This window comes from Sulfurovum lithotrophicum (genome assembly GCF_000987835.1).
Classification (GTDB): domain Bacteria; phylum Campylobacterota; class Campylobacteria; order Campylobacterales; family Sulfurovaceae; genus Sulfurovum; species Sulfurovum lithotrophicum.
The window spans coordinates 2,167,523-2,193,480 of the sequence record NZ_CP011308.1; the positions used below are offsets into that span (position 1 = coordinate 2,167,523).

23 protein-coding genes are annotated in these 25,958 nt (G+C 46.7%); 11 read left to right on the plus strand and 12 right to left on the minus strand.

Annotation, left to right across the window (positions count from 1 at the left end):
• Position 1: 1 nt before the first annotated feature.
• The 4 genes from YH65_RS10840 to rsmA form a co-directional block, all read right to left on the minus strand.
• Complete coding sequence (locus YH65_RS10840) at positions 2–847, minus strand: pseudouridine synthase (protein ID WP_046551875.1); 846 nt, start codon at positions 845–847, stop codon at positions 2–4.
• 17 nt (positions 848–864) lie between these two features.
• Complete coding sequence (locus tag YH65_RS10845; protein WP_046551876.1) at positions 865–1,833, minus strand: KpsF/GutQ family sugar-phosphate isomerase; 969 nt, start codon at positions 1,831–1,833, stop codon at positions 865–867.
• 353 nt (positions 1,834–2,186) lie between these two features.
• On the minus strand, positions 2,187–4,292 hold the full coding sequence (locus tag YH65_RS10850) for a ribonuclease J (protein WP_046551877.1): 2,106 nt from the start codon (positions 4,290–4,292) through the stop codon (positions 2,187–2,189).
• Positions 4,228–5,085, minus strand: coding sequence for a 16S rRNA (adenine(1518)-N(6)/adenine(1519)-N(6))-dimethyltransferase RsmA (gene rsmA, locus YH65_RS10855; RefSeq protein ID WP_046551878.1), 858 nt, complete (start codon positions 5,083–5,085; stop codon positions 4,228–4,230). The genes YH65_RS10850 and rsmA overlap by 65 nt, the downstream gene beginning before the upstream one ends.
• A gap of 93 nt (positions 5,086–5,178) precedes the next feature.
• Between rsmA and hisF the strand changes: the two genes are divergently transcribed.
• The 3 genes from hisF to rlmN are packed head-to-tail and all read left to right on the plus strand — an operon-like array spanning position 5,179 to position 7,549.
• Entirely contained in the window at positions 5,179–5,943 is a 765-nt protein-coding gene (gene hisF / locus YH65_RS10860) for an imidazole glycerol phosphate synthase subunit HisF (protein ID WP_046551879.1), read from the plus strand.
• Position 5,944: 1 nt separating this feature from the next.
• Positions 5,945–6,475 carry a 5'-methylthioadenosine/S-adenosylhomocysteine nucleosidase family protein gene (locus tag YH65_RS10865; protein ID WP_046551880.1) on the plus strand — a complete coding sequence of 177 codons (531 nt, stop codon included), beginning with the start codon at positions 5,945–5,947 and terminating at the stop codon, positions 6,473–6,475.
• Entirely contained in the window at positions 6,476–7,549 is a 1,074-nt protein-coding gene (rlmN, locus tag YH65_RS10870) for a dual-specificity RNA methyltransferase RlmN (RefSeq protein ID WP_046551881.1), read from the plus strand.
• Positions 7,550–8,135: 586 nt separating this feature from the next.
• Here the strand turns inward: rlmN and YH65_RS10875 are convergent.
• Positions 8,136–9,065, minus strand: coding sequence for an RluA family pseudouridine synthase (locus tag YH65_RS10875; RefSeq protein ID WP_046551882.1), 930 nt, complete (start codon positions 9,063–9,065; stop codon positions 8,136–8,138).
• 71 nt (positions 9,066–9,136) lie between these two features.
• On the opposite strand from YH65_RS10875, the gene purB reads away from it, so the two are divergent.
• Together purB and YH65_RS10885 are read left to right on the plus strand one after the other, a co-directional pair.
• Positions 9,137–10,468 (plus strand): adenylosuccinate lyase, encoded by a 1,332-nt coding sequence (gene purB, locus YH65_RS10880; RefSeq protein ID WP_046551883.1) that lies wholly within the window; start codon positions 9,137–9,139, stop codon positions 10,466–10,468.
• Positions 10,469–10,719: 251 nt separating this feature from the next.
• Positions 10,720–13,089: a ribonucleoside-diphosphate reductase subunit alpha gene (locus YH65_RS10885; protein ID WP_046551884.1), complete on the plus strand. Its 2,370-nt coding sequence runs from the start codon at positions 10,720–10,722 to the stop codon at positions 13,087–13,089.
• Positions 13,090–13,521: 432 nt separating this feature from the next.
• On the opposite strand, the gene YH65_RS10890 is transcribed toward YH65_RS10885, so the two are convergent.
• Positions 13,522–14,805, minus strand: a complete 1,284-nt coding sequence (locus tag YH65_RS10890; protein WP_046551885.1) for a citrate synthase — start codon at positions 14,803–14,805, stop codon at positions 13,522–13,524.
• A gap of 140 nt (positions 14,806–14,945) precedes the next feature.
• Between YH65_RS10890 and ppnP the strand changes: the two genes are divergently transcribed.
• A complete protein-coding gene (gene ppnP / locus YH65_RS10895) occupies positions 14,946–15,257 on the plus strand; it encodes a pyrimidine/purine nucleoside phosphorylase (protein ID WP_046551886.1) in 312 nt (103 codons plus the stop codon).
• 220 nt (positions 15,258–15,477) lie between these two features.
• Here ppnP and YH65_RS10900 read toward each other — a convergent pair whose 3' ends face one another.
• Entirely contained in the window at positions 15,478–15,996 is a 519-nt protein-coding gene (locus YH65_RS10900; RefSeq protein ID WP_046551887.1) for a hypothetical protein, read from the minus strand.
• Between the two features lie 71 nt (positions 15,997–16,067).
• Here YH65_RS10900 and YH65_RS10905 point away from each other — a divergent pair, with 71 nt between their 5' ends.
• From YH65_RS10905 to YH65_RS10925, 5 genes are all read left to right on the plus strand, one after another.
• The gene (locus tag YH65_RS10905) at positions 16,068–17,087 is read left to right on the plus strand and encodes a ribonucleotide-diphosphate reductase subunit beta (protein WP_046551888.1); all 1,020 of its coding nucleotides are present in this window, start codon (positions 16,068–16,070) and stop codon (positions 17,085–17,087) included.
• A 9-nt stretch (positions 17,088–17,096) separates the two neighbouring features.
• The gene (locus YH65_RS10910; protein WP_012084177.1) at positions 17,097–17,831 is read left to right on the plus strand and encodes a carbon-nitrogen hydrolase family protein; all 735 of its coding nucleotides are present in this window, start codon (positions 17,097–17,099) and stop codon (positions 17,829–17,831) included.
• 63 nt (positions 17,832–17,894) lie between these two features.
• Positions 17,895–18,530 carry a protein-L-isoaspartate(D-aspartate) O-methyltransferase gene (locus tag YH65_RS10915; RefSeq protein WP_046551889.1) on the plus strand — a complete coding sequence of 212 codons (636 nt, stop codon included), beginning with the start codon at positions 17,895–17,897 and terminating at the stop codon, positions 18,528–18,530.
• 97 nt (positions 18,531–18,627) lie between these two features.
• Positions 18,628–19,275 carry a DUF3972 domain-containing protein gene (locus tag YH65_RS10920; protein ID WP_245609199.1) on the plus strand — a complete coding sequence of 216 codons (648 nt, stop codon included), beginning with the start codon at positions 18,628–18,630 and terminating at the stop codon, positions 19,273–19,275.
• Complete coding sequence (locus YH65_RS10925) at positions 19,275–20,360, plus strand: calcium:cation antiporter (RefSeq protein WP_046551890.1); 1,086 nt, start codon at positions 19,275–19,277, stop codon at positions 20,358–20,360. The genes YH65_RS10920 and YH65_RS10925 overlap by 1 nt, the downstream gene beginning before the upstream one ends.
• A gap of 8 nt (positions 20,361–20,368) precedes the next feature.
• On the opposite strand, the gene YH65_RS10930 is transcribed toward YH65_RS10925, so the two are convergent.
• The 5 genes from YH65_RS10930 to YH65_RS10950 form a co-directional block, all read right to left on the minus strand.
• Entirely contained in the window at positions 20,369–21,196 is an 828-nt protein-coding gene (locus tag YH65_RS10930; RefSeq protein ID WP_046551891.1) for a DUF58 domain-containing protein, read from the minus strand.
• A gap of 28 nt (positions 21,197–21,224) precedes the next feature.
• Complete coding sequence (locus YH65_RS10935) at positions 21,225–22,172, minus strand: AAA family ATPase (protein WP_046551892.1); 948 nt, start codon at positions 22,170–22,172, stop codon at positions 21,225–21,227.
• 76 nt (positions 22,173–22,248) lie between these two features.
• A complete protein-coding gene (locus YH65_RS10940) occupies positions 22,249–23,388 on the minus strand; it encodes a BatD family protein (protein WP_046551893.1) in 1,140 nt (379 codons plus the stop codon).
• Positions 23,369–24,907, minus strand: coding sequence for a VWA domain-containing protein (locus tag YH65_RS10945; RefSeq protein WP_046551894.1), 1,539 nt, complete (start codon positions 24,905–24,907; stop codon positions 23,369–23,371). Before YH65_RS10945 ends, YH65_RS10940 begins: the two co-directional genes overlap by 20 nt.
• The gene (locus YH65_RS10950) at positions 24,904–25,827 is read right to left on the minus strand and encodes a vWA domain-containing protein (protein WP_052746186.1); all 924 of its coding nucleotides are present in this window, start codon (positions 25,825–25,827) and stop codon (positions 24,904–24,906) included. Before YH65_RS10950 ends, YH65_RS10945 begins: the two co-directional genes overlap by 4 nt.
• Positions 25,828–25,958 lie beyond the last annotated feature (131 nt).

Sequence of the window (25,958 nt, forward strand, 5' to 3'; positions counted from 1 at the left end):
TTTAGTCTTTTTTGGCAGACTTTTTGTCTTTTTTGTTGGCTTCTTCCTGCTTGAGGGCATTGGCTCGGTTTTTCACTTCGGTTTTCTTTTCCGCCTTGAGCTGCTTCATGAACTTGTGCAGGTCATCGTACTCCTTACGTGAAAAGAATCGTGTTTTGTTCGTAGGAAGGTTGTTGAGCTCTATCCCGCCGTATGCTACGCGCTTTAAGTCAAGGACTTTGGCATCAAAGTGTCCGAAGAATCGTCTCAGTTCCCGGTTTTTTCCTTCCGTAATTGTTACACGGAGCTTGGTATAGCTCTTTCCTTCGGAGCGGATCTCGAAGTGCGCAAAGGGGGCGAATTCCATACCGTATATTTTACTTTTTTCATGGCCTCCGGCTCTTGCATCGTCCAGGACCAGCCCCTCGTTCATCGCCGCAACCATCTCCTGTGTGACAGGTTTATCGATCTTGAGGTTGTAGGTACGCTCCAGATCGCTATCCATAAGCGCCGTAACAACTTCTACAGAGTCCGTGAGGATCAAAAGTCCTTCTGAGGCATAGTCCAGCCTTCCTACAGGCACAAAATGCCTGAATTTGCCCGGAAGCTTGTGGTAGATGGTTGCACGTCCCCGGTCATCCTTTTTAGTCACCAGCACCCCTTTGGGTTTGTTATAGACAATGACGGTTATCTCGTTGCTTGGCTTGACCGGTCTGCCTTTGACATAGATATGGTCACCCTCCTGCACATCATAGGCAAAATCCCGAAGTACTTTTTTATTCAGCGTGACTTCTCCCTCTTCGATCAGCCTGTCGGCCTCACGTCGTGAGTATTTTGTGTGGTGTGCGATGTATTTATTCAGTCTCATATGTGTTCCTGTCTTGTTTATCTGCTTTTGATCCCCGCATTGACAAGGTCATGGATATGCAGTACTCCGATGATCTTTCCGGCTTCATCCGTGATCGGCAGAAGCTGTATACGTTCATTCTCTATAATTTCCAATGCTTCACTCGCAAGCAGCTCGGTATTGCTGTAACTCTTGGGGTGTTGCGTTGCATAGTCAACAACAGGCTGCTCCATACTGAAATCCTCACGCATCAAGGCACGCCTGAGATCACCATCACTTAGCAAAGCGGTGAAAGCATCATTTTCATCTACAACGAGTACGGTACCGAGCTTCCCTTCGCTCATAGCCACTACGGCCTCTTTGAGTGGTGTATTCTCTTTGATCACAGGAAGGTTTTCCGTACGCATCAGGTCTTTGATCTTGACAAACAACCTTTTACCCAGGGAACCTCCCGGATGGAATGAGGCAAAATCCTCTTTTCTGAATCCTCTTTTGTGCATCAGTGCGACCGCAAGAGCATCTCCGAGAGCCATAGTAAGCGTTGTTGAAGTTGTCGGGGCTACATTGAGCGGACAGGCCTCCTTCTCCACAGAGATATCGATCCAGACATCCGCATAACGTGCCAGTGTCGAATCGGCATTGCCTGTCAGGCCGATCAGTTGTATCTCAAAGCGTTTGATATGTGGCAGTATCTTGGTCAATTCTTCACTTTCTCCGCTGCTGCTGATCGCAAGCAGTGTGTCATCCTTTCCAATCATCCCCAGATCACCGTGCAAGGCTTCAGTAGGATGCAAAAAGAAACTCGAAGTACCCGTAGAGGCAAAGGTGGCTGCCATTTTGGCACCGACAAGACCGGATTTCCCTACCCCCGTAACGATCAGCTTGCCTTTGGTGGAAAAGATCGTCTCTATCACATCCAAAAAATTCTGGTCAAGACGCTCTGTCATGGTCAGCAGGGCTTCTGCTTCCGTCTGAAATGTTTCCTGTGCGATTTGAATAAGATCCATGCTTCTGCTTTAAAATTAAGATATGTATTTGTGATTATAACATAGGGGCACATCTAATAACCCTAGATGCTCATAATGGATTTTGCAAATGTAAGATTTTGCAAGAGGCTTTCAAGTCCTAGCCAAAGCTAAGACGAAGTAAGCATCTTGTGAAAGATTGCGTTTGCAAAGTCCACCCTCTGGGCATTTCCAGCTTTCGCCTATACGTTGTTACTCTTTCTTGACTTAGCTACGGCTAGGCCTGCAAAAGAGTGCCTAGTCTAGACAAAAGCTGGTAATGTTATGAACATCTGGGGTTATTAGAGGTGCCCATAGATGTAAGCCGGGGCACCCCTTACCCCGACAAATGAGGATTATACGATAAAGACCGTAGGGATGATGAGCGGATAGCGCTTTTTGCTGCGGATCACATGCTTACGCACTGCATTACGGATCTCGTTCTCAACATGGATATGGTCCTTCAGGCCTTCTCCTTTCATATTGAGAAGCATTGTTTCAAGCAGTAGTTCGATCTCTTTGGCGAATTTCTTGTCTTCTTTGTCAGGAACAAGGCCATGGGTATAAACCACCGGTTTACCAACCATTTTTCCGTTACTCTGTGCAATCTGCGCCACAATGGTCACAATACCGTCTTCCGCCAGTTTCTGTCTGTCGAGCACTACATCGTTCTCGATCGTCATATTGTTCTGGTTGTCGATATAAGTCTTGCCTGACTTGACCGTTTTGACCTTCTTGAGGTACTTTGGTGTGATCTCGACCTGGTCACCATCACTCATGAGAAGGATATTTCTCTCATCCACACCACAGCTTACCGCAGTTTTCGCATGCTTTGCAATGTGATTGTACTCACCGTGTACCGGGAGGAAAAACTTTGGCTGTACCAGTCTAAGAATAAGTTTCTGCTCCTCCTGTGCTGCATGTCCGGAGACATGGATATCGGAAAATTCTCTGTAACGTACCGTCACACCTGCTTTGACCAGCAGGTTCATCAGTTTGGAAACGGAAGCTTCGTTCCCCGGAATAGCCGAAGCGGAGATGATGACGGTATCGGACGGCTTGAGCTTGATATGTCTGTGTTCATCGGTCGCCATACGATTCAATGCCGCCATGGTCTCCCCCTGAGAACCTGTAGTAACGATGAGGACTTCATGGTCTGCATATTTTGGTACTTCATGTACCTCGATGAAATGTTTATCCTCAATATCTACAAAGCCGAGTGCACGGTTGGTTTCGACATTTCGCTCCATGGATCGCCCGATCACACAGATCTTTCTTCCGTGCTTCACCCCACGTTCCATCGCCTGGAAGATACGGTGGACATTCGAGGAGAAAGTCGACATGATGACCCGTCCTTTGGCCATTTCGAAGAGTGAATCGAAGGTTTTACCGACCACTGTCTCACTTTTGGTGAATCCGGGGTTGTGTGAGTTGGTGGAGTCCGAGAAGAGGCAGAGTACCCCTTTGGAACCATAGTAGGCATAACGCTGAAGGTCCATTGTATAGCCGTCCACAGGCGTATGGTCTACTTTGAAGTCAGCCGTGTGTATCAAAGTACCTGCCGGTGTTTCTATTGCCAGAGAACAGGCATCGATGATTGAGTGTGTATTATGCATCCACTCGATCTTCATATCACCGATAGTATACTGTTTTCTCTTGGTCACAAAATTGAAGTATTTCGCATCTGCTTTGAGCCCATGTTCATTGAACTTGTTCTCGATCATCGCCAAAGCCAGTGGTGTACCGTACACTGGGAACTTTAACTCTTTAAAGAGGTAGGGCATTGCACCGATGTGGTCTTCGTGCCCGTGCGTGATCACGATCGCTTTGATCTTGTCTTTGATCGCATGCAGATAGGAGAAATCCGGTACCAGGATGTCTACCCCGTGCATTGTCTCATCTGGGAAACTCATGCCCACATCAATGACGATCGCAGTACTTTCCGTTTCAAGTACCGCCATATTCCCGCCGATCTCGCCAAGTCCTCCAAGCGGTGTAAAACGTACCTTTCCCTTGGAATTGATGTCGATCTGCTTCCATGGTGCCATTCTGGCTTCCTGGACACGTCTGTTCTCTTCCATGGAAGCACGCATCGCATCATTTACTGTCGTGACATTCTTGCGTTTGTTTCTGTTCTTGTTCTGATTGCTGTTTTTATTCTGACCGTTATTGGGTTTTCTGTTTTGATTATTCTTTTGATTCGGGTTTGGTCTTCTGTTCTGGTTGTTTCCCTGGCCTTCAGAAGCATTCTGCTGTCTGTTCGGATTTGGTTTACGGTTTTGGTTGGGCTTTCTGTTGGGATTGTTACCCTGTCTATTTTCGCCCTGGCTGCTCTCTGTTCTGTTCTGTCTGTGGGGGTTGGGTCTTCTATTGCGCTGAGGTTTGTTTTCCTGCGCTTTATTGTCCCCTGTTTTTGGCCCTTGATTTTGAGAGTTTTCGCTGTTTGTTTTGTTGTTTTCCATCTAAATTATCCTTTAATTCATTGTATAAGTGATGATAAATAGATGTCCCAGCTTCATGAGGCCGCATCGTGGAAGGAAGTTCCAGTTCTGCGAAAGTCTTTTCTACCAAATCTTTGGGAAAAGCCGTCATAAGATTTTTGGAAAGTTTTTTTCGCGGCTGCGAAAAAGCGATCTTCAAGAACGCTTCAAACTTCTCATCATCAAATGACCGGTTCTTCTCAATTAAAAGCACGGCGGAAGTGACGTTCGGGGGAGGGACGAATGCTTCGCGCTCAACCTCGAAACAGAGTGTCGCCTTCCCTACGGTCGAGGCCAGTACCGAGAGAGCGGAAAACGCCTTCTCGCCTGCCTCTGCCGCAAATTTTACGGCAACTTCCTTCTGAACCATGACCAGTACGGACCGGCAGTGTTCATCCTTGAATGCTTTTAAGATGATATTGGTCGCGATATAATAGGGCAGGTTGGCTACCAGATGATAAGGCTCATCCAGTAAACTTCCCGACTCCCAACGCTCAAGCACATCCCCGCAGCGCAGTTCGAAGCTCCCGTTGTGGATAGGCTCCTCGAATTCCGACGTAAGATGCTCGCATAATCTTTTATCAACCTCAAATGCTGTGACATTTCGAGCTTTTACAAGCTCTTTGGTTAAATCACCTAAGCCAGGCCCGATCTCTGCGACCCGAAGGCAGTCATTGGGCATCGCTTGGATGATTTGCTGAAGGTAATAATCACTTTTCAGAAAATTCTGGCCAAACTTTTTACTTGCAAATTCGGCTAAATTTTCAATAATCATACTATAATATACCTTTATACCTGATGCTAATCCCCTATTTGGGATAATTTTTGTATAATTCTACCATAAAAATACAGTAATATTAGGTAATAGATGGATTATTTCGCAAAAAGAATCATCCCATGTCTCGATGTCAATAAAGGAAGGGTGGTCAAAGGTGTCAATTTTGTAGGCCTGCGCGATGCAGGCGACCCAGTGGAAGTGGCCAAACGCTATAACGAAGAGGGGGCTGACGAGATCACCTTTCTCGATATCGGCGCCAGCCATGAAAGGCGTGACACCATTGTCGATGTCGTAAAGAAAGTGGCACAGGAAGTGTTCATCCCCTTGACCGTAGGCGGAGGGATCCGCGAACTTCCCGATATCTACAACCTTCTCAATGTCGGCTGTGACAAGGTCAGCATCAATTCGGCAGCCATCAAACGTCCCGAATTCATCGAGGAAGGTGCCAAACGTTTCGGTTCACAGTGTATCGTCGTAGCTATCGATGCCAAGAGAGTCGGAAACGGCAAATGGCATATCTTTACGCATGGCGGAAGAAATGACACCGGCATCGATGCCCTGCAGTGGGCCAGAGAGGCGTATGAGAGAGGTGCCGGTGAATTGCTCGTCACTTCCATGGATGCGGACGGCACCAAAGCAGGGTTCGACAACGAGCTCAACAGGAAGATCGGGGAACTGGTCAACATTCCTGTCATCGCGAGCGGCGGTGCGGGAACCATGCAGCATATCGAGGAGGCATTTACCCTGGGGAATGCCGATGCAGCACTTGCCGCTTCGATCTTTCACTTCAGAGAGATAGACATCATGGAACTCAAACACTATCTCAAAACAAAAAATATACCGGTAAGGATATAAGATGATCATTTGTGCAGGAAAAAGCGAACAGTTCGATTTCGCAATGCCCGTAGGGGTGGGAATGATGGAGGTCGCGATCAACCTCACCCGACTCTGCGAAGCCAAAAAACCGGACTATATCCTATTTGTAGGTACAGCGGGTTCCTACGGGGAGAAGAAGATCTTCGACATCATCGAGTCCAAGACCGCAGCCAACATAGAGAACAGTTTCTTTACAGGCGGTTCATACAGCCCGCTTGACAATGTTGTTACAAGTGTTATGGATGTTTCACGTGAAACAATCGTGAACTCCTCAAATTACATCACCACAGACAAGAAGATGGGTCCCTACTATACAGCGCAAAACGTGCATATCGAGAATATGGAGTTCTTTGCCGTGATGAAAGTCGCCCAGTTCTACAAGATCTCCGCCGGAGGTATCTTCTGTGTAACGAATTACTGTGATGAAAATGCGCATGAGGATTTTGAAAAGAACCAGAAAGAAGCAATGAAGCGTCTGGATGTTTATGTGAAAGAGCGGGCACAGAAATAGATGAACAAAAAAATCATACAGGATCTCACCAAAGAAGAACTTGCAGAAAAGATCAAGCCTGCTTTCCGCTCCAAACAAATCTATGACTGGATCTACCACAAATACGCTACCTCCTTTGAGGAGATGAAGAATCTTCCCAAAGCGATGAGGGAAGAACTCGATGCAGAATACACGCTTGCACCCCTTAAAACAGTGACGGTACAGGACAGTATGGACGGCAGCCGGAAGTATCTCTTTGAACTCCATGACGGACATACGGTCGAAGCCGTACTTCTCCTGATGCGTGACAAAGAGTATCATGAAGATGGCTCTGTAAAGCACCAGGAGCGCTATACAGTGTGTATCTCCTCCCAGGTAGGGTGCAAGGTAGGGTGTGCCTTCTGTTTGACTGCAAAGGGCGGTTTTATGCGAAATCTGACTGCCGGTGAAATCGTCGAACAGCTCCGTATGATCAAAAAGGACAATGACATCGCTGCCAACCGTCGTGTCAACATCGTCTTTATGGGAATGGGCGAGCCTCTTGACAACCTCGAAGCCGTAGCAAAGTCTGTCAAGATATTCGCTGAAGAGGAAGGTATGGCCATTGCACCACACAGGCAAACCATCTCAACCTCTGGCCTCTCGTCAAAGATCGAGAAGCTTGGGAAAATGGAGCTTGGCATCAACCTGGCCATCTCCCTGCATGCTGTTGATGATGAACTGCGTCAACAGCTCATGCCTATCAACAAAGCCTACAATATCGAGTCGATCATTACCGCGGTAAAAAATTTCCCTGTCAACGACAGAAAGCGTGTGATGTTCGAGTATCTTGTCATCAAGGATGTCAATGACGATATCTCGGCAGCAAAGAAACTGCTCTCCCTGCTTGACGGCATCAAAGCCAAGGTCAACCTGATCTACTTCAATCCTTACGGGGGTACGGAATTCAAACGGCCTTCTGAAGCGGATATGAAAAAGTTTCAGGAGTATTTAACCAAAAGAGGACTACATTGCACCATCCGTGAGTCCAAGGGGCTTGATATTTCAGCCGCCTGCGGACAACTGCGGGAACAAGAACTCGAAGGAGAAATATAGATGCCTGATGTACAGATAGCATTATTGGTTTTTATCGTTTTGGTTGTGGGTGTCGGCGGAGGATGGTTCATTTATGAAGCAAACAGGGATGAGTAGGTTATTGTTTCCTGTGAAACAAAAGCATAACATCTGAAATCACCTCCACAAGAGTTATCGTGACTTTTACTTTATTCAAATTTCTTCTCCCTGCTTTTTTTAGAAAAAAGTAGACAAAAAAGCGTCACCTCGCAAGTGTACCACGATGTTCCCGGCGCGTTGCTACGCAATCTGCGTGCCTCCACATCGATACACCCGGTGCTCAGTGACAAAAGAAGCATATTTACTCAACAATTTCATATTCGGCGATAGCCTATCTATTAATACAATACATTGTCGTGTCGAACGACCTTGAAAGCGAAGCGATTCGAGAGACACGACGCTTTTTTGCTTCGTTTTTTCTAAAAAAATGAAGAGAGTAGCACGCCTCGAGAATAACTTGGAGGCAACTTTACAAACAAACACAAATTAGCTTTACCTTTTAGAAAATTTTGATCGTATGAAAATTGTTTTAGCGGTGCGTGTTTACGTACCCTACAGAGAAAATGATTTACTTCTTGTTGAAGGTACGTTCATCTTTCGGACAGATAAGGTCATACATCTGTCCAAAATCACTCTTACTTTTTATATGAAACCTATTCCCATAAGTGAAAGAAAGCGTATGTGCATGCAGCATCAGACGTCGTGCTCCCGTCTCAAGGAAGCGTTCTTCCTCACTGATCTCATCTTCGAGATATCGGTTGGCAGTATCGAATGTCGTACCATAGATCGGGTCACCGAGAATAGGATGTTTCACGTGAAACAAATGTACCCTTATCTGGTGTGTTCGTCCTGTCTGGGGGTAGCAGGCAACCAATGTGGCGTCAAGTGTTTCATTGTATCGAAGCGGTACAAAGTCTGTGTGTGATACCTTACCCGCATCAGAGATAAAAACTTTATGCTTGACTCGACTGTAGTCATTGTTGATCTTGATCTTTTCCGAGACAGAAAAAGGTTCGTTTAGCCTGCCATCCACCCAGGCGAGATAGCTCTTTTTGATCGTTTTGGCTTCAAAGGAATTCTTCAAGTGTGCCTCTGCCTTTTTATGCTTACTGGCGAGCAGCAACCCCGATGTTTCCATATCTATGCGGTGCGTCGCATTGGCATTGTCACCACTGATATGACGTATCTCGTCAAGCATGGAGTAGGGGGTTGACATGGTGTTGGGGTGCACCAGTACACCGGAAGGTTTTTCAAAGATCATAAAGTCCCTGTTAGAGAAAAGTGGACGTCTTCCCTGTGACGCCGCTTTGAAATAGACCACTTCTACTTCACCCTCTATGGACTGACCTGTATTGAAGATGGACTCACCATCTATCAGTAAGCGTCCTTTTGCCAATACCCGCTGTGCCTGCCCCTGTGTAAAGTTGAATTGCCGCATAATGAACAGAAAGGCAGGCATCTTATGTTTCACGTGAAACTTCTCTTTGACAAATGGCATATGTTCTAACCCTTATGTAACTGCTATTTTGGTAGAATAATACCAAAATTTTACAGACATAAAGGTATGGCATGGTAGAAAGATATTCACGAGAAGAGATGGCGAAGAACTGGACGATGCAGGCAAAGTATCAGGCATGGCTCGATGTAGAGCTTGCAGTGGTCAAAGCATGGAACAGGATAGGGCTTATCCCTGATGAGGATGCAGAGAAGATCGTAAAGAATGCAGGTTTTTCCGTAGAGCGTATCGATGAGATCGAAGCAGTCACCAAGCATGACCTTATTGCATTTACCACATCCGTTTCCGAAACACTGGGGGAAGAGAGCCGCTGGTTCCACTACGGCATGACAAGTTCCGATACTGTCGATACTGCCGTTGCTTTACAGATGGTACGTTCTCTCAGGATCATCATCGAAGATGTGAAGATGATGATGGAGTCCATCAAGAAAAGAGCGATGGAGCACAAAATGACGCTGATGGTGGGAAGAAGCCACGGAATCCATGGTGAACCCATCACATTCGGTCTTGTTCTTGCCGTCTGGTATGACGAAATGGCAAGACATCTTGAGAACCTCGAACAGACCATGGAAGTGATCAGGGTAGGCCAGATCTCAGGTGCTATGGGTAACTTCGCACACGCCCCACTCGAGCTTGAAGAGTACGCCATGGAAGAGCTTGGGCTCAAACCTGCTCCGGTATCCAACCAGGTCATCCAGAGAGACCGTTATGCTCGTCTGGCATCTGCCTTGGCACTTCTGGCCTCTTCCATTGAAAAATTCGCGGTACAGGTACGTCACTGGCAGCGTACAGAGGTTTATGAAGTGGAAGAATATTTTGCCAAAGGACAGAAGGGGTCTTCCGCTATGCCCCATAAAAGAAACCCGATCCTTACGGAGAACATCACAGGGTTGGCACGTATCATCAGAGCCTATGCTGTACCAGCTATGGAAAATGTGGCACTTTGGCACGAGAGAGATATCTCCCACTCTTCCACGGAGCGTTTCTGGCTTCCAGATTCATTCATCACATCAGACTTCATGCTCCACCGTATGAACGGTGTGATCGCCAACATGAGCGTGATGCCGGAAAATATGATGAAGAACCTGAACCAGACCGGTGGACTTGTGTTTTCCCAGCGTGTGTTGCTCGAACTGCCTAAAGCGGGCGTAAGCCGCGAAGATGCCTACAAGATCGTGCAGCGCAATGCCATGAAGGTATGGGAAGAGATCCAGCAGGGCAAACCGACCGTCAATGAAAAAGGAGAATCTCTCTACCTTCAGTACCTTCTTGCAGATGACGAGTTACGCAAATCTCTCAGCGAAGAGCAGATCAGAGAATGTTTCAACTATGACTACTACACAAAAAATGTCGACAAAATCTTCGACAGAGTATTCAACAAGTAACACGATACGCGGAGGGTGGGGAATCCCGCCCTGCAAAATTACCTTTTTAATCATAATATTCCTTCAAAAAAATTTCTTATATTTTCACCAGTGCCCATCCAGACAAGCTTTCAGAAAGTATCACCTTTTCTTATAAAAATATTGGCTAAAAATGATACAGAAATTAACAAATCTGCAAGTATATTTTCTGTAAAATCATTTCAAGTTTTCGCTCGAAAATGAGCGTATTTTTTAACTATCGGGGAGTAACAATGGTCAGAGTTGTAAAGCGTAACGGAAGAGTAGAAACACTGGATGTATCCAAGATCCAGAAATATACATCGGCAGCGGTTGAAGGGCTTGAAGACGTAAGCCAAAGTGAACTGGAAGTTGATGCCAAACTGCAGTTCCGTGACATGATCTCTTCCGAAGAGATACAGACAACGCTCATCAAGACAGCTGTTGACAAGATCGATATTGACAGACCAAACTGGACCTTCGTTGCCGCCCGACTTTTCCTCTATGACATTTATCATAAAGCAACAGGTTTTACCGGGTATAACCATCTGCGTGAGTACTTTGAACGTGGCGAGAAAGAGGGGCGTATCGTCCTTGGGCTTAAAGACAAGTATGACCTTGATGATCTCAATGACTACATCAAGCCCGAGCGTGATCTGCAGTTCAACTATCTTGGCCTTCGTACACTGTATGACCGATATCTTCTCAAGGACAGAAACGGTGTACCCATCGAACTGCCGCAGCAGCTTTTCATGGGTGTTGCGATGTTCCTTGCACAGCATGAGTTCGACTGTCAGACCTGGGCAAAGAAATTCTATGACATTTTGAGTAAATTCGAGGTCATGGCGGCAACCCCGACACTCTCCAATGCCAGAACACCACGACACCAGCTCAGCTCATGCTACATCGGATCCACTCCTGATAACATCGAAGGAATCTTTGACGGATACAAAGAGATGGCGCTGCTTTCCAAATTCGGTGGCGGTATCGGTTGGGACTGGTCTCTGGTCCGGGGTATGGGTTCCTACATTGATGGACATAAACATGCTGCCGGCGGTATCGTGCCTTTCCTCAAGATCGCCAATGACGTTGCCATTGCGGTCGATCAGCTTGGGACACGTAAAGGTGCCATAGCCGTCTACCTCGAGCCATGGCATGTGGATGTCAGGGACTTTCTCGATCTCAAGAAGAACTCTGGTGAAGAGCGCCGTAGAGCACACGATCTCTTCCCTGCACTCTGGCTGAACGACCTCTTTATGAAAAGGGTCGAGGAAGATGCAACCTGGACACTCTTCGATCCGTACGAAGTGAGAGAGTTGACAGAACTATACGGTGAAGCATTCGAAGAAAGATATATAGAGCTTGAGCACTCCGAAGAGAACATTACCAAAGAGGTCATTTCAGCCAAAGGGCTATGGAAAGAGATCCTCCGGTCCTATTTTGAGACAGGAAACCCCTTTCTTACCTTCAAGGATGCTGCCAACAGGGCTAACCCAAACAAACATGTAGGTATCATCAGATCTTCCAATCTCTGTACGGAGATCTTTCAGAACACCGCACCCAATACCTATAAAACACGCTTCATCTTCACGGATGGCAGTGTAGAGTCTCACGACGAGAATGAAATGTTGACAGTTGACAACGGTACGACCAAGCCTGCCAAAAAAGTAACGGCACTTGACAGCCTGAACGGCAAACAGATATGGATCGTTGACAAAGAGAAGATAGACGGTGACACCGCTGTATGTAACCTTGCTTCCATCAACCTCTCCAAGATCCATACAGCCGAAGACATTGCACGCGTGGTACCGACTGCTGTACGCATGCTCGACAATGTCATCGATCTGAACTTCTACCCACTGGCAAAAGTGAAGAGAACTAACGAAAAATCAAGGTCAATCGGACTCGGTGTAATGGGTGAAGCACAGATGCTGGCAGAAAACCAGATCGAATGGGGGAGCTATGAACACTTCACCAAGATCGACGAAGTGATGGAATCTGTCTCCTACTATGCCATCGAAGCATCCAGCAATCTTGCACTGGAGAAAGGAAAGTACCCTACCTTTGACGGTTCCGACTGGTCCAAAGGGATCTTCCCTATTGACAAAGCCAATGAGAATGCCTGTAAACTGGTTGACAGAGGAGGCCTCTTTGGTTACAGCCACGACTGGATGGCACTTAGAGAAAAGGTCAAGACGGACGGTATGAGAAACGGTTACCTGATGGCAGTAGCACCCACCTCTTCCATCTCCATTCTCACCGGAACCACCCAGGCGATAGAACCGGTCTACAAAAGAAAATGGTTCGAAGAAAATCTCTCAGGACTCATCCCGGTAACCGCACCTAAGCTTTCTCCGGATACCTGGCAGTACTATACACCGGCATATGATCTTGACCAGAACGTACTCATCAAAGCCGGTGCGATCCGACAGAAGTGGATCGACCAGGGGCAGAGCCTGAACATTTTCATTACCCTGGACAAAGCCAGCGGTAAATACCTCAACGAGATCTATATGAACGCCTGGAAGTTCGGTTTGAAGTCAACGTACTATCTGAGAAGCCAGTCACCTGAAAGTTCTAACGACGTGGAAGATCGCTCGCAAGAGTGTGTTGGTTGTCAATAATTTTATCAAAAACCCCAAATAACCTATCTAATCTCGTTCCATCTCTCCCGAGGTGGAATGCATACCTCACCTCAAATTCAAAAATAAAATCAATCCACCACTAGGTAAAAATCAGATTTCTGCCGCCATCATAAAATGATGAACAAAAACTAATAAAATATAAAAATTGATATGTGCATTCCCATGCAGAGCATAGGAACGAGCCTTTTCTTCGTAAAACACTTATTATGGTATCTGGCATCCAAAATTAGCCATTTTAGCACCTTTTTTAATCCATGGTATGGAAAATAAAATAAAAATGCTTATTCTGGCTTGTAATTTTGGGTATTTTGTAGGGTGTTGTCCCATGACAACACCTTGAAGTTTATCACGTAATTCGAGTTGTTATGATAATTCACATTTTTGGTGTTGTGAGGGTACAACACCCTGCGATTATTCTCCCGTATACAATTGTCTCGGTCTGGCGATCTTCGATGTTGGATCCTTCTTGAACTCGATCCACTGCGTGATCCATCCTACCGTTCTTCCGATCACGAAGATCGGAGTAAACATCGTCTTGGGAATCTTCAACGCTGTCAGAATGATACCGGTATAAAAATCAATATTGGGATAGAGGTTTCTCGAGATGAAATATTCATCGCTCAGAGCGATCTCTTCTATCTCTCCTGCGATCTCCATCAGGCGTGAATCCAGATGCAGCTCCTCTTTGAGCTCATCCTGAAGAGTTTTCAAAATCTTCGCACGCGGATCAAAGTTCTTGTAGACACGGTGCCCGAAGCCCATCAGTCGGAACGGATCATTAGGATCTTTTGCTTTGGCAATGTACTTCTTAACATTCTCAACCGAACCGATCATCTCAAGCTGTGCGATGACTGATTCGTTCGCACCGCCATGCGCACGTCCCCACAGTGCGGAGATCCCCGAAGAAATAGCCACATAGGGATGTGCCCCGGTCGAAGCCACACCTCTTACCACGGTGGTCGAAGCATTCTGTTCGTGGTCTGCATGCAAGGTGAAAATGGTGTCAAGCGCTCTAACCTCCACCTCTTTGATCTCCTCGTGGCCCTTGGGTCCCAAATGCATCTTTCCTCCCGGGTAGGCACGCATCATCGTCAGAAAGTTTTTCGTGAAGCTCAGGTCGATATCGGGCTGGATGAAGGGGATGCCCAGTGAATGGCGGTAAGCAAATGCCGCGATCGTCGGGATCTTTGCAATAAGCCTTCTGGCCATCTCCTGATACTCTTCCTCATTAGAAACATTGAGATGGTCATCGTAAAAAGAGGCTAGTGCCGTTACAGCAGCAGAAAGCGTGGCCATAGGGTGGGCATTGTCCGGGAAGGCATTGAAAAGTTTTGTCAGACCTTCATGCAAAAAGGCCCGATGGCGCAGCTCAAGGTCAAAATCCTGCAGAGATTCTTTTGAGGGGAGCATTCCTTTCAAAAGCAGATAGCAGGTCTCCAGATAGCAGTGTTCTGTCGCCAGCTCTTCTATGGGGATTCCCCTGTACCGCAATTCTCCCTTCGTACCGTCTATAAAAGTGATCTGCGACGTACAGCTTGCTGTGGAGGTGTATCCGGGATCATATGTGAACATACCCGTATCGGCAAAAAAACTTCGCAGGTCTACTACCGATGGCCCCCGTGTCCCATCCAAAACATCATATTCATAACTTTTTCCGCTTCTGTTGTCCGTGAGTATAACGGTAGGCTTTTTCATGACAGACTCCTTTCTTTCTCAATACTGGTTTTTCTATATACTATAATACTATCATATTTCCTTTTTGTAGAATCTGTGTGTAGTTGGCTCGGTAATTCATAAAGTCAATAGAGATATAATACACCAAAAAAGGATATATAATGAAACAGTTTGAGAATGTAAATGTGGAGCTTGAAGGCAACAGCTATTTTGACGGAGCTGTCACAAGCCGTACAGTCAATTTCCCCGACGGGAGCAGGAAGACACTTGGGTTCATGCTCCCCGGAGAGTACGAGTTCGGTACAGCTGCTGCAGAACTTATGGAGATCACCTCCGGTGAACTCGATGTTAAACTGCCGGGCAGTGACGAATGGCTCAGCATCAAGGGAGGAGAATCCTTCAACGTACCGGCTGACAGTAAATTTCAGGTGAAAGTAAAGCATGTGACGGACTACTGCTGCAGCTATTTGTAACGTATGTGATCTATATTGAATTTACTATTACACAGTGACTACACAAAAGTACGTTATAGTTACAGCAAGAAGGTTAAAAAGAGTGCTTCCTCCCCCTTCTCCCTTTTAGCACTCTACCTCAGTTATTGAGGTTTAACCTTCTAAAGTAAATGGGTGATTTTTCATTTTATATTAAGTCAGTGCATCCTCCTCAGCACTTTTTGATTAACTCCTGGAAAGATCACCCACCCCATCCGTGCATCTTCTTCGATATCAACACATCATAATGTTCCAACATATCGTCTATAGTACTGCTTGCAACATAGTAGTGTTCTTCGAGCAGTCTCATCCATTCATAGCGTTCTGTATGACTCTTTTTGGGAAGGAAGATAAGGATATTGCCTGCATTTTTAATGATGGGGTGACATCGCTTCACAAAATCCTCAAGCATATCATCCTCTATCTCTGCCGTGACAAAAACAAAATCATACAGTTTCCCCTGTATCATATACCGGGGTCTTTCAAGTGTGAACTTGATTGTTTTGACATTCTCATTTTCCCGGTATTTTTCTGATATTTTCTCATAAAAGCCAAGCTCGGTACAGTTGATCTGGTATTCATACCCTTTCTGTTGACAGAAATCGGCCAATACCTCTGTCATCTCCTCACCGCTGTCAGCAAAATGTGCCATGCGGATCATCGGGTGATCCGGGATGATCTGCAGCAATTGTTCCAGTTTTGTTCTTTCAATTTTTTTCATAGATGCAGTGTAGCAAAAAATCAGTCTAAATCAGTATAATGTTTTCAAAAAATGCATCAAGGATTTCATGAATGTTACGTAAAAAGATATATAACCCAGAATCCAAAGAGAGAACCAGTGACAGGAAGATCTTCGGCGGTGACCCTACCGGGATATTTGAACTCAATGATATCAAATACCAGTGGGCATACAACCTCTGGGAGATGATGCTCAACAATACCTGGTTCCCCAAAGAGGTGGACATGACAAGAGATGTCAACGACTATAAACGGTTGACAGATGCTGAGAAGCAGGCGTATGACAAAGTGCTTGCCCAGCTGATCTTCATGGATTCCCTGCAGACCAACAACATCATTGACAACCTTAACCCCTTCATTACTGCTCCTGAGGTCAACCTCATTCTGGTAAGGCAGGCATTCGAAGAAGCGTTGCACTCACAAAGCTATGCGGTCATGGTTGACAGTATTTCCACCAACTCCGAAGAGATCTACGAACTCTGGCGAAGAGACATGAAGCTCAAGTCCAAGAATGACGCCATTGCAAAAGTTTATGAGGAACTGTCCGAGAATCCTACAGATGAAAATATCGTCAAAGCGATGTTCGCCAACCAGATCCTTGAAGGGATCTACTTCTACAGCGGATTTACCTACCTTTATACCCTGGCACGTTCGGACAAGATGCTCGGAACCGCTCAGATGATCCGCTTCATCCAGAGAGACGAGGTGACACACCTGCTGCTCTTCCAGAACATGATCAACGCAACGAAAAGAGAGCGCCCTGAACTTTTCACCAAAGAGTTGATAGACAACGTGTACCAGATGTTCAGAGATGCCGTCAAACTGGAATGCGAGTGGGGCACCTATATCACTCAGGGACAGATACTAGGCCTGACCAATGAGATCATCGAGCAGTATATCCAGTACCTTGCCGACAAAAGACTGCATGCCGTGGGGCTTGAAAAGATATATAATGTGGAACATCCCATCAAATGGGTTGACAACTTCTCACAGTTCAATGACCAGAAGACCAACTTCTTTGAGGGGAATGTGACCAACTACTCCAAAGGAAGTCTGGATCTGGACGACTTTTAGGAAACGCCTATGTTCAGCAGAATACCAAAGACCATGGAAGCCGTTGTCCTACAGCTTCCCAGTAAAAAACGCTATCAGGAAAATCTTGACAAGCTGATCGAACTGATCGGCCTGCATCACGACAAGCAGATCATTGTAGCACCCGAAGTCTGCCTCACCGCCTACGATTACGAACATTTGGAAACAGCAGCCATGTTCTCTGCCAAGGCACTTAAAACACTGAAAAAAGAGATCAATGAACAGATCCTTGTACTCACACTGATCCTCAAAGAGGGTGACGAGTATGTCAATCAGGCCGTGGTGATCCATCAACACAAAGTCGTACACAGACAGAACAAGGTCAAACTTTTCAAACTTGGAGATGAAGACCTCTATCTTCAGGCCGGAAGAGAAAAGAAAATCAAACCTTTTGAGATCGACGGGGTGAAATATGCACTGCTGATCTGCTTTGAACTGCGTTTCAAGGATCTGTGGAAACGCATAGAGGGTGCCGATATTGTGCTGGTAACTGCCAGATGGGGCAAACAGCGCAAACTACATCTCGAGATACTTTCACGGGCCCTGGCAGTGATGAACCAGTGCTATGTCCTCCTCTCCAACAGTGCCGACAGCGATATGGCAAAATCATCTGCCATCATTGCTCCCAACGGCAATGTGGTTATGGATGACAGCAAAGAAGCCGTCGAAGGTACCGTCGATTTCAGGGAGATCAAGAAGATGCGCCGATACATCGTAATGGATTAAGGGCTCCTCTAATCACATTTTGGCTAAAATTCGCACACTATTAGGGCTAAGGATAAAGAGTAAATGATCAAAGCAAGGAACCGGCAGCATCTTGTCTCGGAGATAGATAAACATTTTCCGCTGGATGAACATGTCAGAGAAGCATTTTTGAATGTAGACAGAGAAGCCTTTGTACCCAAAGAGTTCAAACACCTTTCCTACAATCTTGATGCCCTCCCTCTGGCGGCAAGCCAGTGGATCTCCTCACCCCTGACCGTCGCAAAAATGACACAGCATCTCGAACTCAAAGGGGTAGACTCCGTACTTGAGGTCGGTTGTGGGAGCGGCTACCAGGCGGCTATCCTCAGCAAGATCTGTCGAAGGGTCTTTACTATCGAACGTATCGATGAACTCCTCAAAGAAGCCAAAGCCAAATTCTCCCAGCTCGAAATTCACAATATCTTCACCCGTTTCGACGATGGACAGCGCGGATGGAAACAGTATGCACCTTTTGAACGCATCCTCTTCTCCGCAACGGCAAAAGAGGTCCCCGAAGTACTTTTCGAACAGCTGGCAGAAGGCGGCATACTCATTGCACCTATAGAACAGGGGCCGGACTACCACATCATTACACGTTTCTACAAAAAGAACGGACGCATCACTTCCGAGACCATAGAACCCTGTCTTTTTGTACCGGTACTTGACGGTACACAGAAGTAAACACTCCCCCTGACTTTCCCTTTACACGATAAAATGTAAATGTCAACCTTTCATAAAACTTATGCTATGATTTATAAAACTGTAAACAGGGAAGCGTATGGAAAAATTGATGAAACCTGCGGAGTATGCCAAAGAACTCGGTATTTCAAGACAGGCGGTTTACGCAAAGATCAAACGGGGCATACTGACAGCGAAGAATGTTGACGGTAAACTTTACATCGTTGTTGACAAAGAAGCCAAAAAAGAGAAAACACCTGCAGCTTCCGAAATCAAAAAAACGACAACTTCCAAATCTGCCACAGCAAATCCGGCAGACAAGCAAACGGACTATAAGGCACTGCTTGATGCCAAAGATGAAACGATCGCCGTACTCAAAGATACGGTCAAAGACCTCAAAGAGAGCAACAAGCAGATCTCGACCACTCTCAGAAGCGAGATCGACCTTCTCAAGGAAGCTTTCCATGAAATGCGTACACTCTATGTCCACCAGCTCGGGCATACAGAGAACAGTGAAGCCATTGATGTTGAAGAACATGAAGCCACCCCTGAGGAATCTCTGGTAGAGGAAGCATGGATCGGTATCAAGAAGTTCTTCAAACAGCTGGGTATCACCAAAGAGAAACAGCAGGAAAAAATGACAAAAGCACTGAAAAAAGCCTACAAGAAAGGCGATAAACGTCTGGCCAAAGAGAAAGGCAAGATCAAGATCAACACTGCTGTAGACTACAGGGATCTCATAGACTGATGCAGCTTCTCAAGCAGTTCTCCAAAGAGTACAGCCTCTTTCTTGCCATAGTCACTTTCATAGGTATCAGCCACTTCGAACACACCCTGGTACAAAGCACGGCAGGCAACCTCATCGGACTTGGTATCCTTTTTGTGGTCATCATCTATGCAGCCATGTCAGTTGCACACCATGCAGAAATGCTTGCAGAGAAGTTCGGAGAACCCTACGGTACGCTTATCCTGACCATGTCGGCGGTGATCGTGGAGATCGTCATCATTGTCATAATGATGATGCATGCACATAATCCTGATCTTGCCCGTGACACCATCTACTCGGCAATAATGCTTGACATCAACGGACTTCTGGGACTTGCCGCTATCATTGGAGGCCTCAAGTACGGCGAACAGCCCTACAATGTCGACTCATCCAACTCATACCTCGCCATGCTCCTGACCGCCATTGGTGTGGCTATGGTACTGCCCGAGTTCATTGACCCTGTATATCACAACAGATTCATGATGTTTAATGTCGTGGTCTTCATTTTCCTCTATATCATCTTTACCCGTGTACAGCTTATGTCACACAAGTACTTCTTTGAATACAAAGGAGAAGGTCACTGTGAAGAGGGAAAAGAATGTGAAGTGCACCCCGAAATAAATGCATGGTATCATTCCGTCAACCTGGTTATTTCCATCATTGTCATCGGTGTCCTGGCCGAGATACTCTCTGTATTCATGGGAAACACTCTCGATACGTTTGGCCTTCCCATGGCTATCGGAGCCGTTGGCGTTGCCGTCATTTCGGCCGCACCGGAACTGATTACCGCCGTAAGGGCCGCCATCGACAACCGCATGCAGACGGTCATCAACATCGCGCTTGGCGCCTCGCTCGCTACCGTGCTTCTGACCATTCCTGCCGTCATCATCGTATCGAAATACCTCGGTCTGGAACTCAACCTCTCTTTGACCCCGGTACAGACTATGATGATAGCACTGACCCTTCTGGTGAGCATGGTCAATTTCAATGACGGAGAGACGAATGTCCTGGAAGGATTCCTGCACTTCATCCTCTTTGTCGTATTTGTCTTTTTGCTATTCGTATAAAGCAAGCCTTATCGGAAAAGTGTCATCAGTTTCCCCAAAGGTTCTTCATCGGTAAAGATCTTCACTGAACGTATATCGTAACGGGCAAAATGTTCCGCCAGTTTTGCATCGTTCTCCTCCAGTCTTGCACGGTAGCGCAGAATGCTTTTTCTGCCAAAATAGGTATCGGTCTGTTCCGGACTTTTAGGATCACGCAGAGTCACTTCTCCCAGCTTTTTGGGGAATTCCTCTTCTCGATGCCGTATGATCACAGCGATCACTTCATGTTTCTGTGCCAGTAAAGAAAGATCGAGTTTTTCAAGGAAATCTCCCAGTATGAATACCAAGGAGGCTTTGTGCAGACGGGCAAAGAGATCCTTCAAAGCATGTTCTACATCTATTTCTGTACCGAGCAGAGGAGTTTCATACAGTCTTTCGGAAAAGTGTTCCACGTGAAAGAGTTGTTTAGTCGGAGGGGTCAGCAGAGTCTCTTTCCGGGTATAGCCGATACCGGTAAAGATATCCCCGTTAACCTGTGCCGCATAGGAAAGCAGTGCGGCTGTCTCGGTAAGTTTCTTCTGTTTGTCGTTATCCGTTCCAAAATAGAGCGAACCATCCATCAAAGCAGCTACCACCACAGAGAGTTCACGGTTGGCATGCAGCTCTTTAATGTAGGGTTTACCCAGCTTGGCAGTGATAGTCCAGTTGATCTTCCGGATGTCATCTCCCATCTGATACTCACGCAGCTCCGAGAAATCATATCCTTCCCCATGCAGTTTGGAGAGATTGTTACCACTCAAAAGTGTATAGACCTGATGACGGGCTTTAAGCTGGAGCGCCTTTAATGCGGTATTCATGCGAATACCTTTTTAATGAAAAGCTCCATCAAGGTATCGGCAGTGTCTCAACGATCGCACTGATAACCTCATCCGTACTCACGCCTTTGGCCCTTGCCTCGTAGGAAAGTACGATGCGGTGACGCAGGACATTGTGTATCATGTATCCTATGTCTGCAGGGGTAACGAAATCGTTCCCGCGCAGAAAGGCTTTCGCTTTGGCTGCCTTGTAGAGATCTATGGAGGCCCTGGGGCTTACACCGTACATAATATCATCTGCAATTTTTTCAAGACCGAATTTTTCCGGATCCCTGGTCGCAGAGATGAGCTGGACAATGTACTGTTCCAGTTCTTTGTCTATGTGAATGTCATAGATGGCTTTCTGCAACTGGGCGATCTCCGCTTTCTCAATTACCTGCCGTACTTCTCCAAAACCGTTCTGGGCACCCTTGCGCATAATCTCCAGCTCCTCCTCTTCGGAGTTATGGTGCACGACGATCTTCATCATAAATCTGTCGAGCTGCGCTTCGGGCAGCGCATAGACACCCTCCTGCTCGATGGGGTTCTGTGTCGCCATAACCAGGAAGGGAGATTCAAGTTTGAAAGTCTCTTCGGCAATGGTCACCTGACGTTCCTGCATCACTTCAAGCAGAGCGGACTGTACTTTGGCCGGAGCACGATTGATCTCATCGGCAAGCAGAAGATTGGTAAAAAGCGGGCCTTTCTTGATACTGAATGTATGGTCCTGCGGGTTGTAGATCTGTGCACCGATGATGTCCGAGGGGAGAAGGTCGGGCGTGAACTGAATCCGTTTGAAGTCGAGGCCGATCGCTTTGGCAAGGGCATTGATCGTAGTAGTCTTCGCCAGTCCCGGTACCCCCTCGACCAGGATATGCCCGTCACAAAGCAAACCGACAAGCAGCCCTTCTATCATAACGTCCTGACCGATGACCGCTTTGCCCAGTTCTGTTTTAAGTAATGCTATTTTTTTGTTCATATTTTCTTCTCCTTTAAAACAAGCAAAGCTTCTTTTAAATTCCTCTCACTAAAGCTTCGTCTTTGACTCAGATATTTCATATTATCTTCTCCAATACTTCCTGTTTGATTTGTTTGAAATTGGTCTTTCCTTTGCCATACAGGCTTTTTTCCAAAGCATTGATAGCCTTTTCAAACCGTTTACTGTCCACTGCCATCAGCAGTTGCATCAGTGCTTTCTCATCTTTGCAGGCTTCCGCCTTCTCTATGAGAGGATCAATCTTCTCAGCCGTGACTTTACGTTTCCATTTTAGTGATATGGCGGTCATGTAGCCTGCAAAAAAGACCACGATGTACCCCAGAAGAGAACCGAGCCAGGAGAAGTCAAAATGCAGGGGCTTGGGATTGTCTGTTTTGTCAAGCAGTTCCTTTACATCTGCCGGAGTGATCTCAAAATGCTGTTTGGGTATGGTCAACGCATACGCTTTCTTTGACACAGGATCAAAGGCATGAAGCTGGAGCGGGGGAAGGTCGAAACTTTTATCATGGGAGAGGGCCATAATATAAGTGACCCTGTATTTCAGATGATCTTTCATCGGTATTTTCTGTACAAGGGGTTTTTGCGTGAAAAGTGTAAAATTGTCTCCGTCCGGATAGAGCCGTTCCAGTACGGGAGGGTACCCCTCACCTTCCAAAATGATTTTTATTGCAATGGGTTCATAGCTTTGTGCCTGATGTTTTTTGATCTCATATGAGAGTTTGAAATCACCGACAAGCTGTGTGCTTTTTGGCAGTGCATTGACATGCAGCGGGATTGGAGATACATCGACCTTGCGGTCCTTGGTCTCGAGCTTTTTAAAATCGTCACGATCTCCGGAAAAGGAGTAGGCCACTTTCTCCTCATCGGTCACCCGCTCGACAAGATCGAAGGAGACATTAATATCCCCTGTCCTTAACGGATAGAGTATATAACGGTAGTGTATCCTGGCATGGTGCAGGGTATTGTCCTGTGTCGAGTCGATCTGCTCCACGAGGAAGGCATCGTTCTTTTCAATGCCGAAGTGAAAGAAAAGTACCACATCCTCATTGGTCTGGTTCAGGTCTATACTCAGCAGCAACGGCTCCTTCTCATACGCGTTCTGCTTGCTGATGTGAAAGTCGTAAACGAAGTTCTCTCCATGAAGCAGCATGAAAGCGAACAGGAAGAGGAGTACGACCCTACCAGGGATGTGTTTCATGAATGTATCCTTTATTGATAAGCTCATAGACCTTGGAACTCAGCAGCTGCTGTTCTGCCTTGGAATCGAGCAGCAGTTTGCGCTTCGCCTGCTCTTTTTTGCTCTTGCTGTTCTCTCCTCCGCTGCCGCTGCCTGAACTGGGCTGGTCCTCATCCCGGCTCTTTTTGCTACTCTCTTCCTGCTCTGCGCTTTTGGAGGCTCCGCTGTTCTGCGACTTGGGATGGGCAATACCCAGACCGGCGGACTTTTTGTCCGCCAGCAGGGCCACAAGTTTCAGGTTCGCTTTGGCATCCCTATCGTCTCCAAGCTGTAAAGCCTTAGTATAGTATATTTTGGCTTTTTCATACGCCTCTTTCCCGGCATAGCAGTTGGCCATATTGTAATAGAGCTTCTGTTTCACCCGTACGGAAGTGCTTCGGATAGAGGCATAGACCTTCAGTGCTTTGTCATACGCCCCCTCTCTGTAATAAATATTTCCCAGGGCAAAACGGCTCTGCAGAGAAGGTATCTCCACACTTTTGAGGTAGGCTTTCGACGCATTGAAGTCTCCTGCACGGTAACTGCTGTATGCCTTGTTCAAACGGTATCCGTCCAGCATGGAAGCTTCCGCATGTATACCCAAAAGGGCCAGGGCGATCACCAAAAAACGCACAGCGCGGGTATGCAACATCATAAAGAGCATCACAGCAAGGAAGAGCGGAACCTGATAGAGTTCCGTATAGCGATGCTGTTTCTTCGTGATCATCTCTGTGCTTTCTGTCTGTTCTTTCAGGGCCTTGTATACCCTGTCAGCCGTGGCTTCCGGGGTGGAAGCAGCAGTCAGATACGTTCCCTCTGTCTCGGAAGCCAACGCTTCGAGCATCGGATTGATACGGGAAATGACCAGATGTCCCTCTTTGTCTTTCAGAAGGGAACCGTCAGGGTTCTCCACCGTCATCCCCTCTTTGGTACCCAGTGCCAGTATCGCCAGCTTTATACCCGAACGCCTGATCTGTTCGGCAAGCCCCTCAAGGTCACTTTCTTCCCCGCCATCTGTCATCAGCAGCAGATTCTTCTCACTTTCCGGCATGGAGGCAACTTTTTGGAAAAGCTTTTTAAGGGAGGTCCCTCTGGTCAGGATATACTCCGGGTTCAGGCTCTTGAGTGCGACCTCTATCATCCGGTGGTCCGTCGTAGGAGGGGAGAGCAGCAGAGGATTGCTTGTAAAAGCGATCAGCATGATATTGTCCGCCTCGTTCTTTTTCAGCAGTGAATCAATGGTCTCTTTGGCAAAGATGTAACGGTCAGGCTTCAGGTCTTTCGCACGCATGGAATAGGAGATATCCAGTGCGATGACATATTCCTGTGCCTCGATGGGACTCTCTTCCACCCCCTCTATAAAAACAGGACGGCTGAGTGCCAGCACGATAAGGAAAAGGATGATCAGATGCACCGTCTCAGTAAGCTTCTTATCTCTGTAGAAAAAGAGAATGCCCAGGGGCAGGAGCAGCCAGAGAAAACCGGGATGGAGTATACTCATTTCCCATCTCCAAGAAGCAGACTTCTTTTTGGGTAGAGCACCCATCCCAGGAGCAGAAGGAATGCCGCCATAAGAGGGAAGAAGATCAACAGTCTCTGGTTGAGGTAGTTCTCTCCCCTGACCGGACTGGGCTCCAGTTTGTCGATCTCCTTGTAGACTTCTTTGAGCTGTGCAGCCGATGCAGCGGCATAGCTTTTCCCGCCGCTCTCTTTGGCGATGGTATCCAGCAGTGCCGCATCATAGTCCGACGACTTTCCCACCCCGATGGTGTAAATCTTTATCCTTTTTTCTTTTGCTTTCGCTACGGCAGCTTTGGGAGAGGACCTTCCGGCATTGTGGTACCCATCCGTTAAAAGGATGATCGCCTTGCTCTGTGCTTCTCCGTAGGAAAGTGTACGCATCGCCTGCATCAACGCATCCCCGATGGCTGTACTCTCTCCCGCAATGCCTACCGTGGTCATCTTCAACATACTTTCCATCGCCTCGAGGTCATAGGTCAGAGGCGAAGCCGTATAGGCAAATGTACCGAAGACCACGACACCCATATTATCGTCAAAACGGTGCTTGATGAAATCTGCCGAGAGATCGAGAGTCGTTTCATATTTGGTCTTGAAGCGGTCCTTCTCATCGAAGCCGCTCTGCGCCATCGATCCGCTGGCATCGATCGCCAGAACGAGATCACGTCCTTTTTTGTGCTGGTTTCCAGCAGCATCGTAGACAAAAGGCTTTGCCAGGGCAACCACAAGAAAAGTATAGATCAGTATTTTCAGCCAGGGCTCCCAGCTCAGCAGGGCACTTTCCCTGCCTGCCCACTCAAGCTTGGGAAAGTAATAGGTCCTGTTATGCTCTCTGCACCACAGAAAACAGGGCAGCAGCAACAGCAACAAGAGGAAAAAAGGTGAGCCGAATGTAAAATGCATACATTGATTTTATCAGCACTCTGTTAACAGGAGGTTAAATATGAATATAAGTCCAGATAAAGCGTTATATAGCGTCCGTATGCTCTCTCACAAAGAAAATCTGTAAAAATTTTGCTATACTCTGATCAATA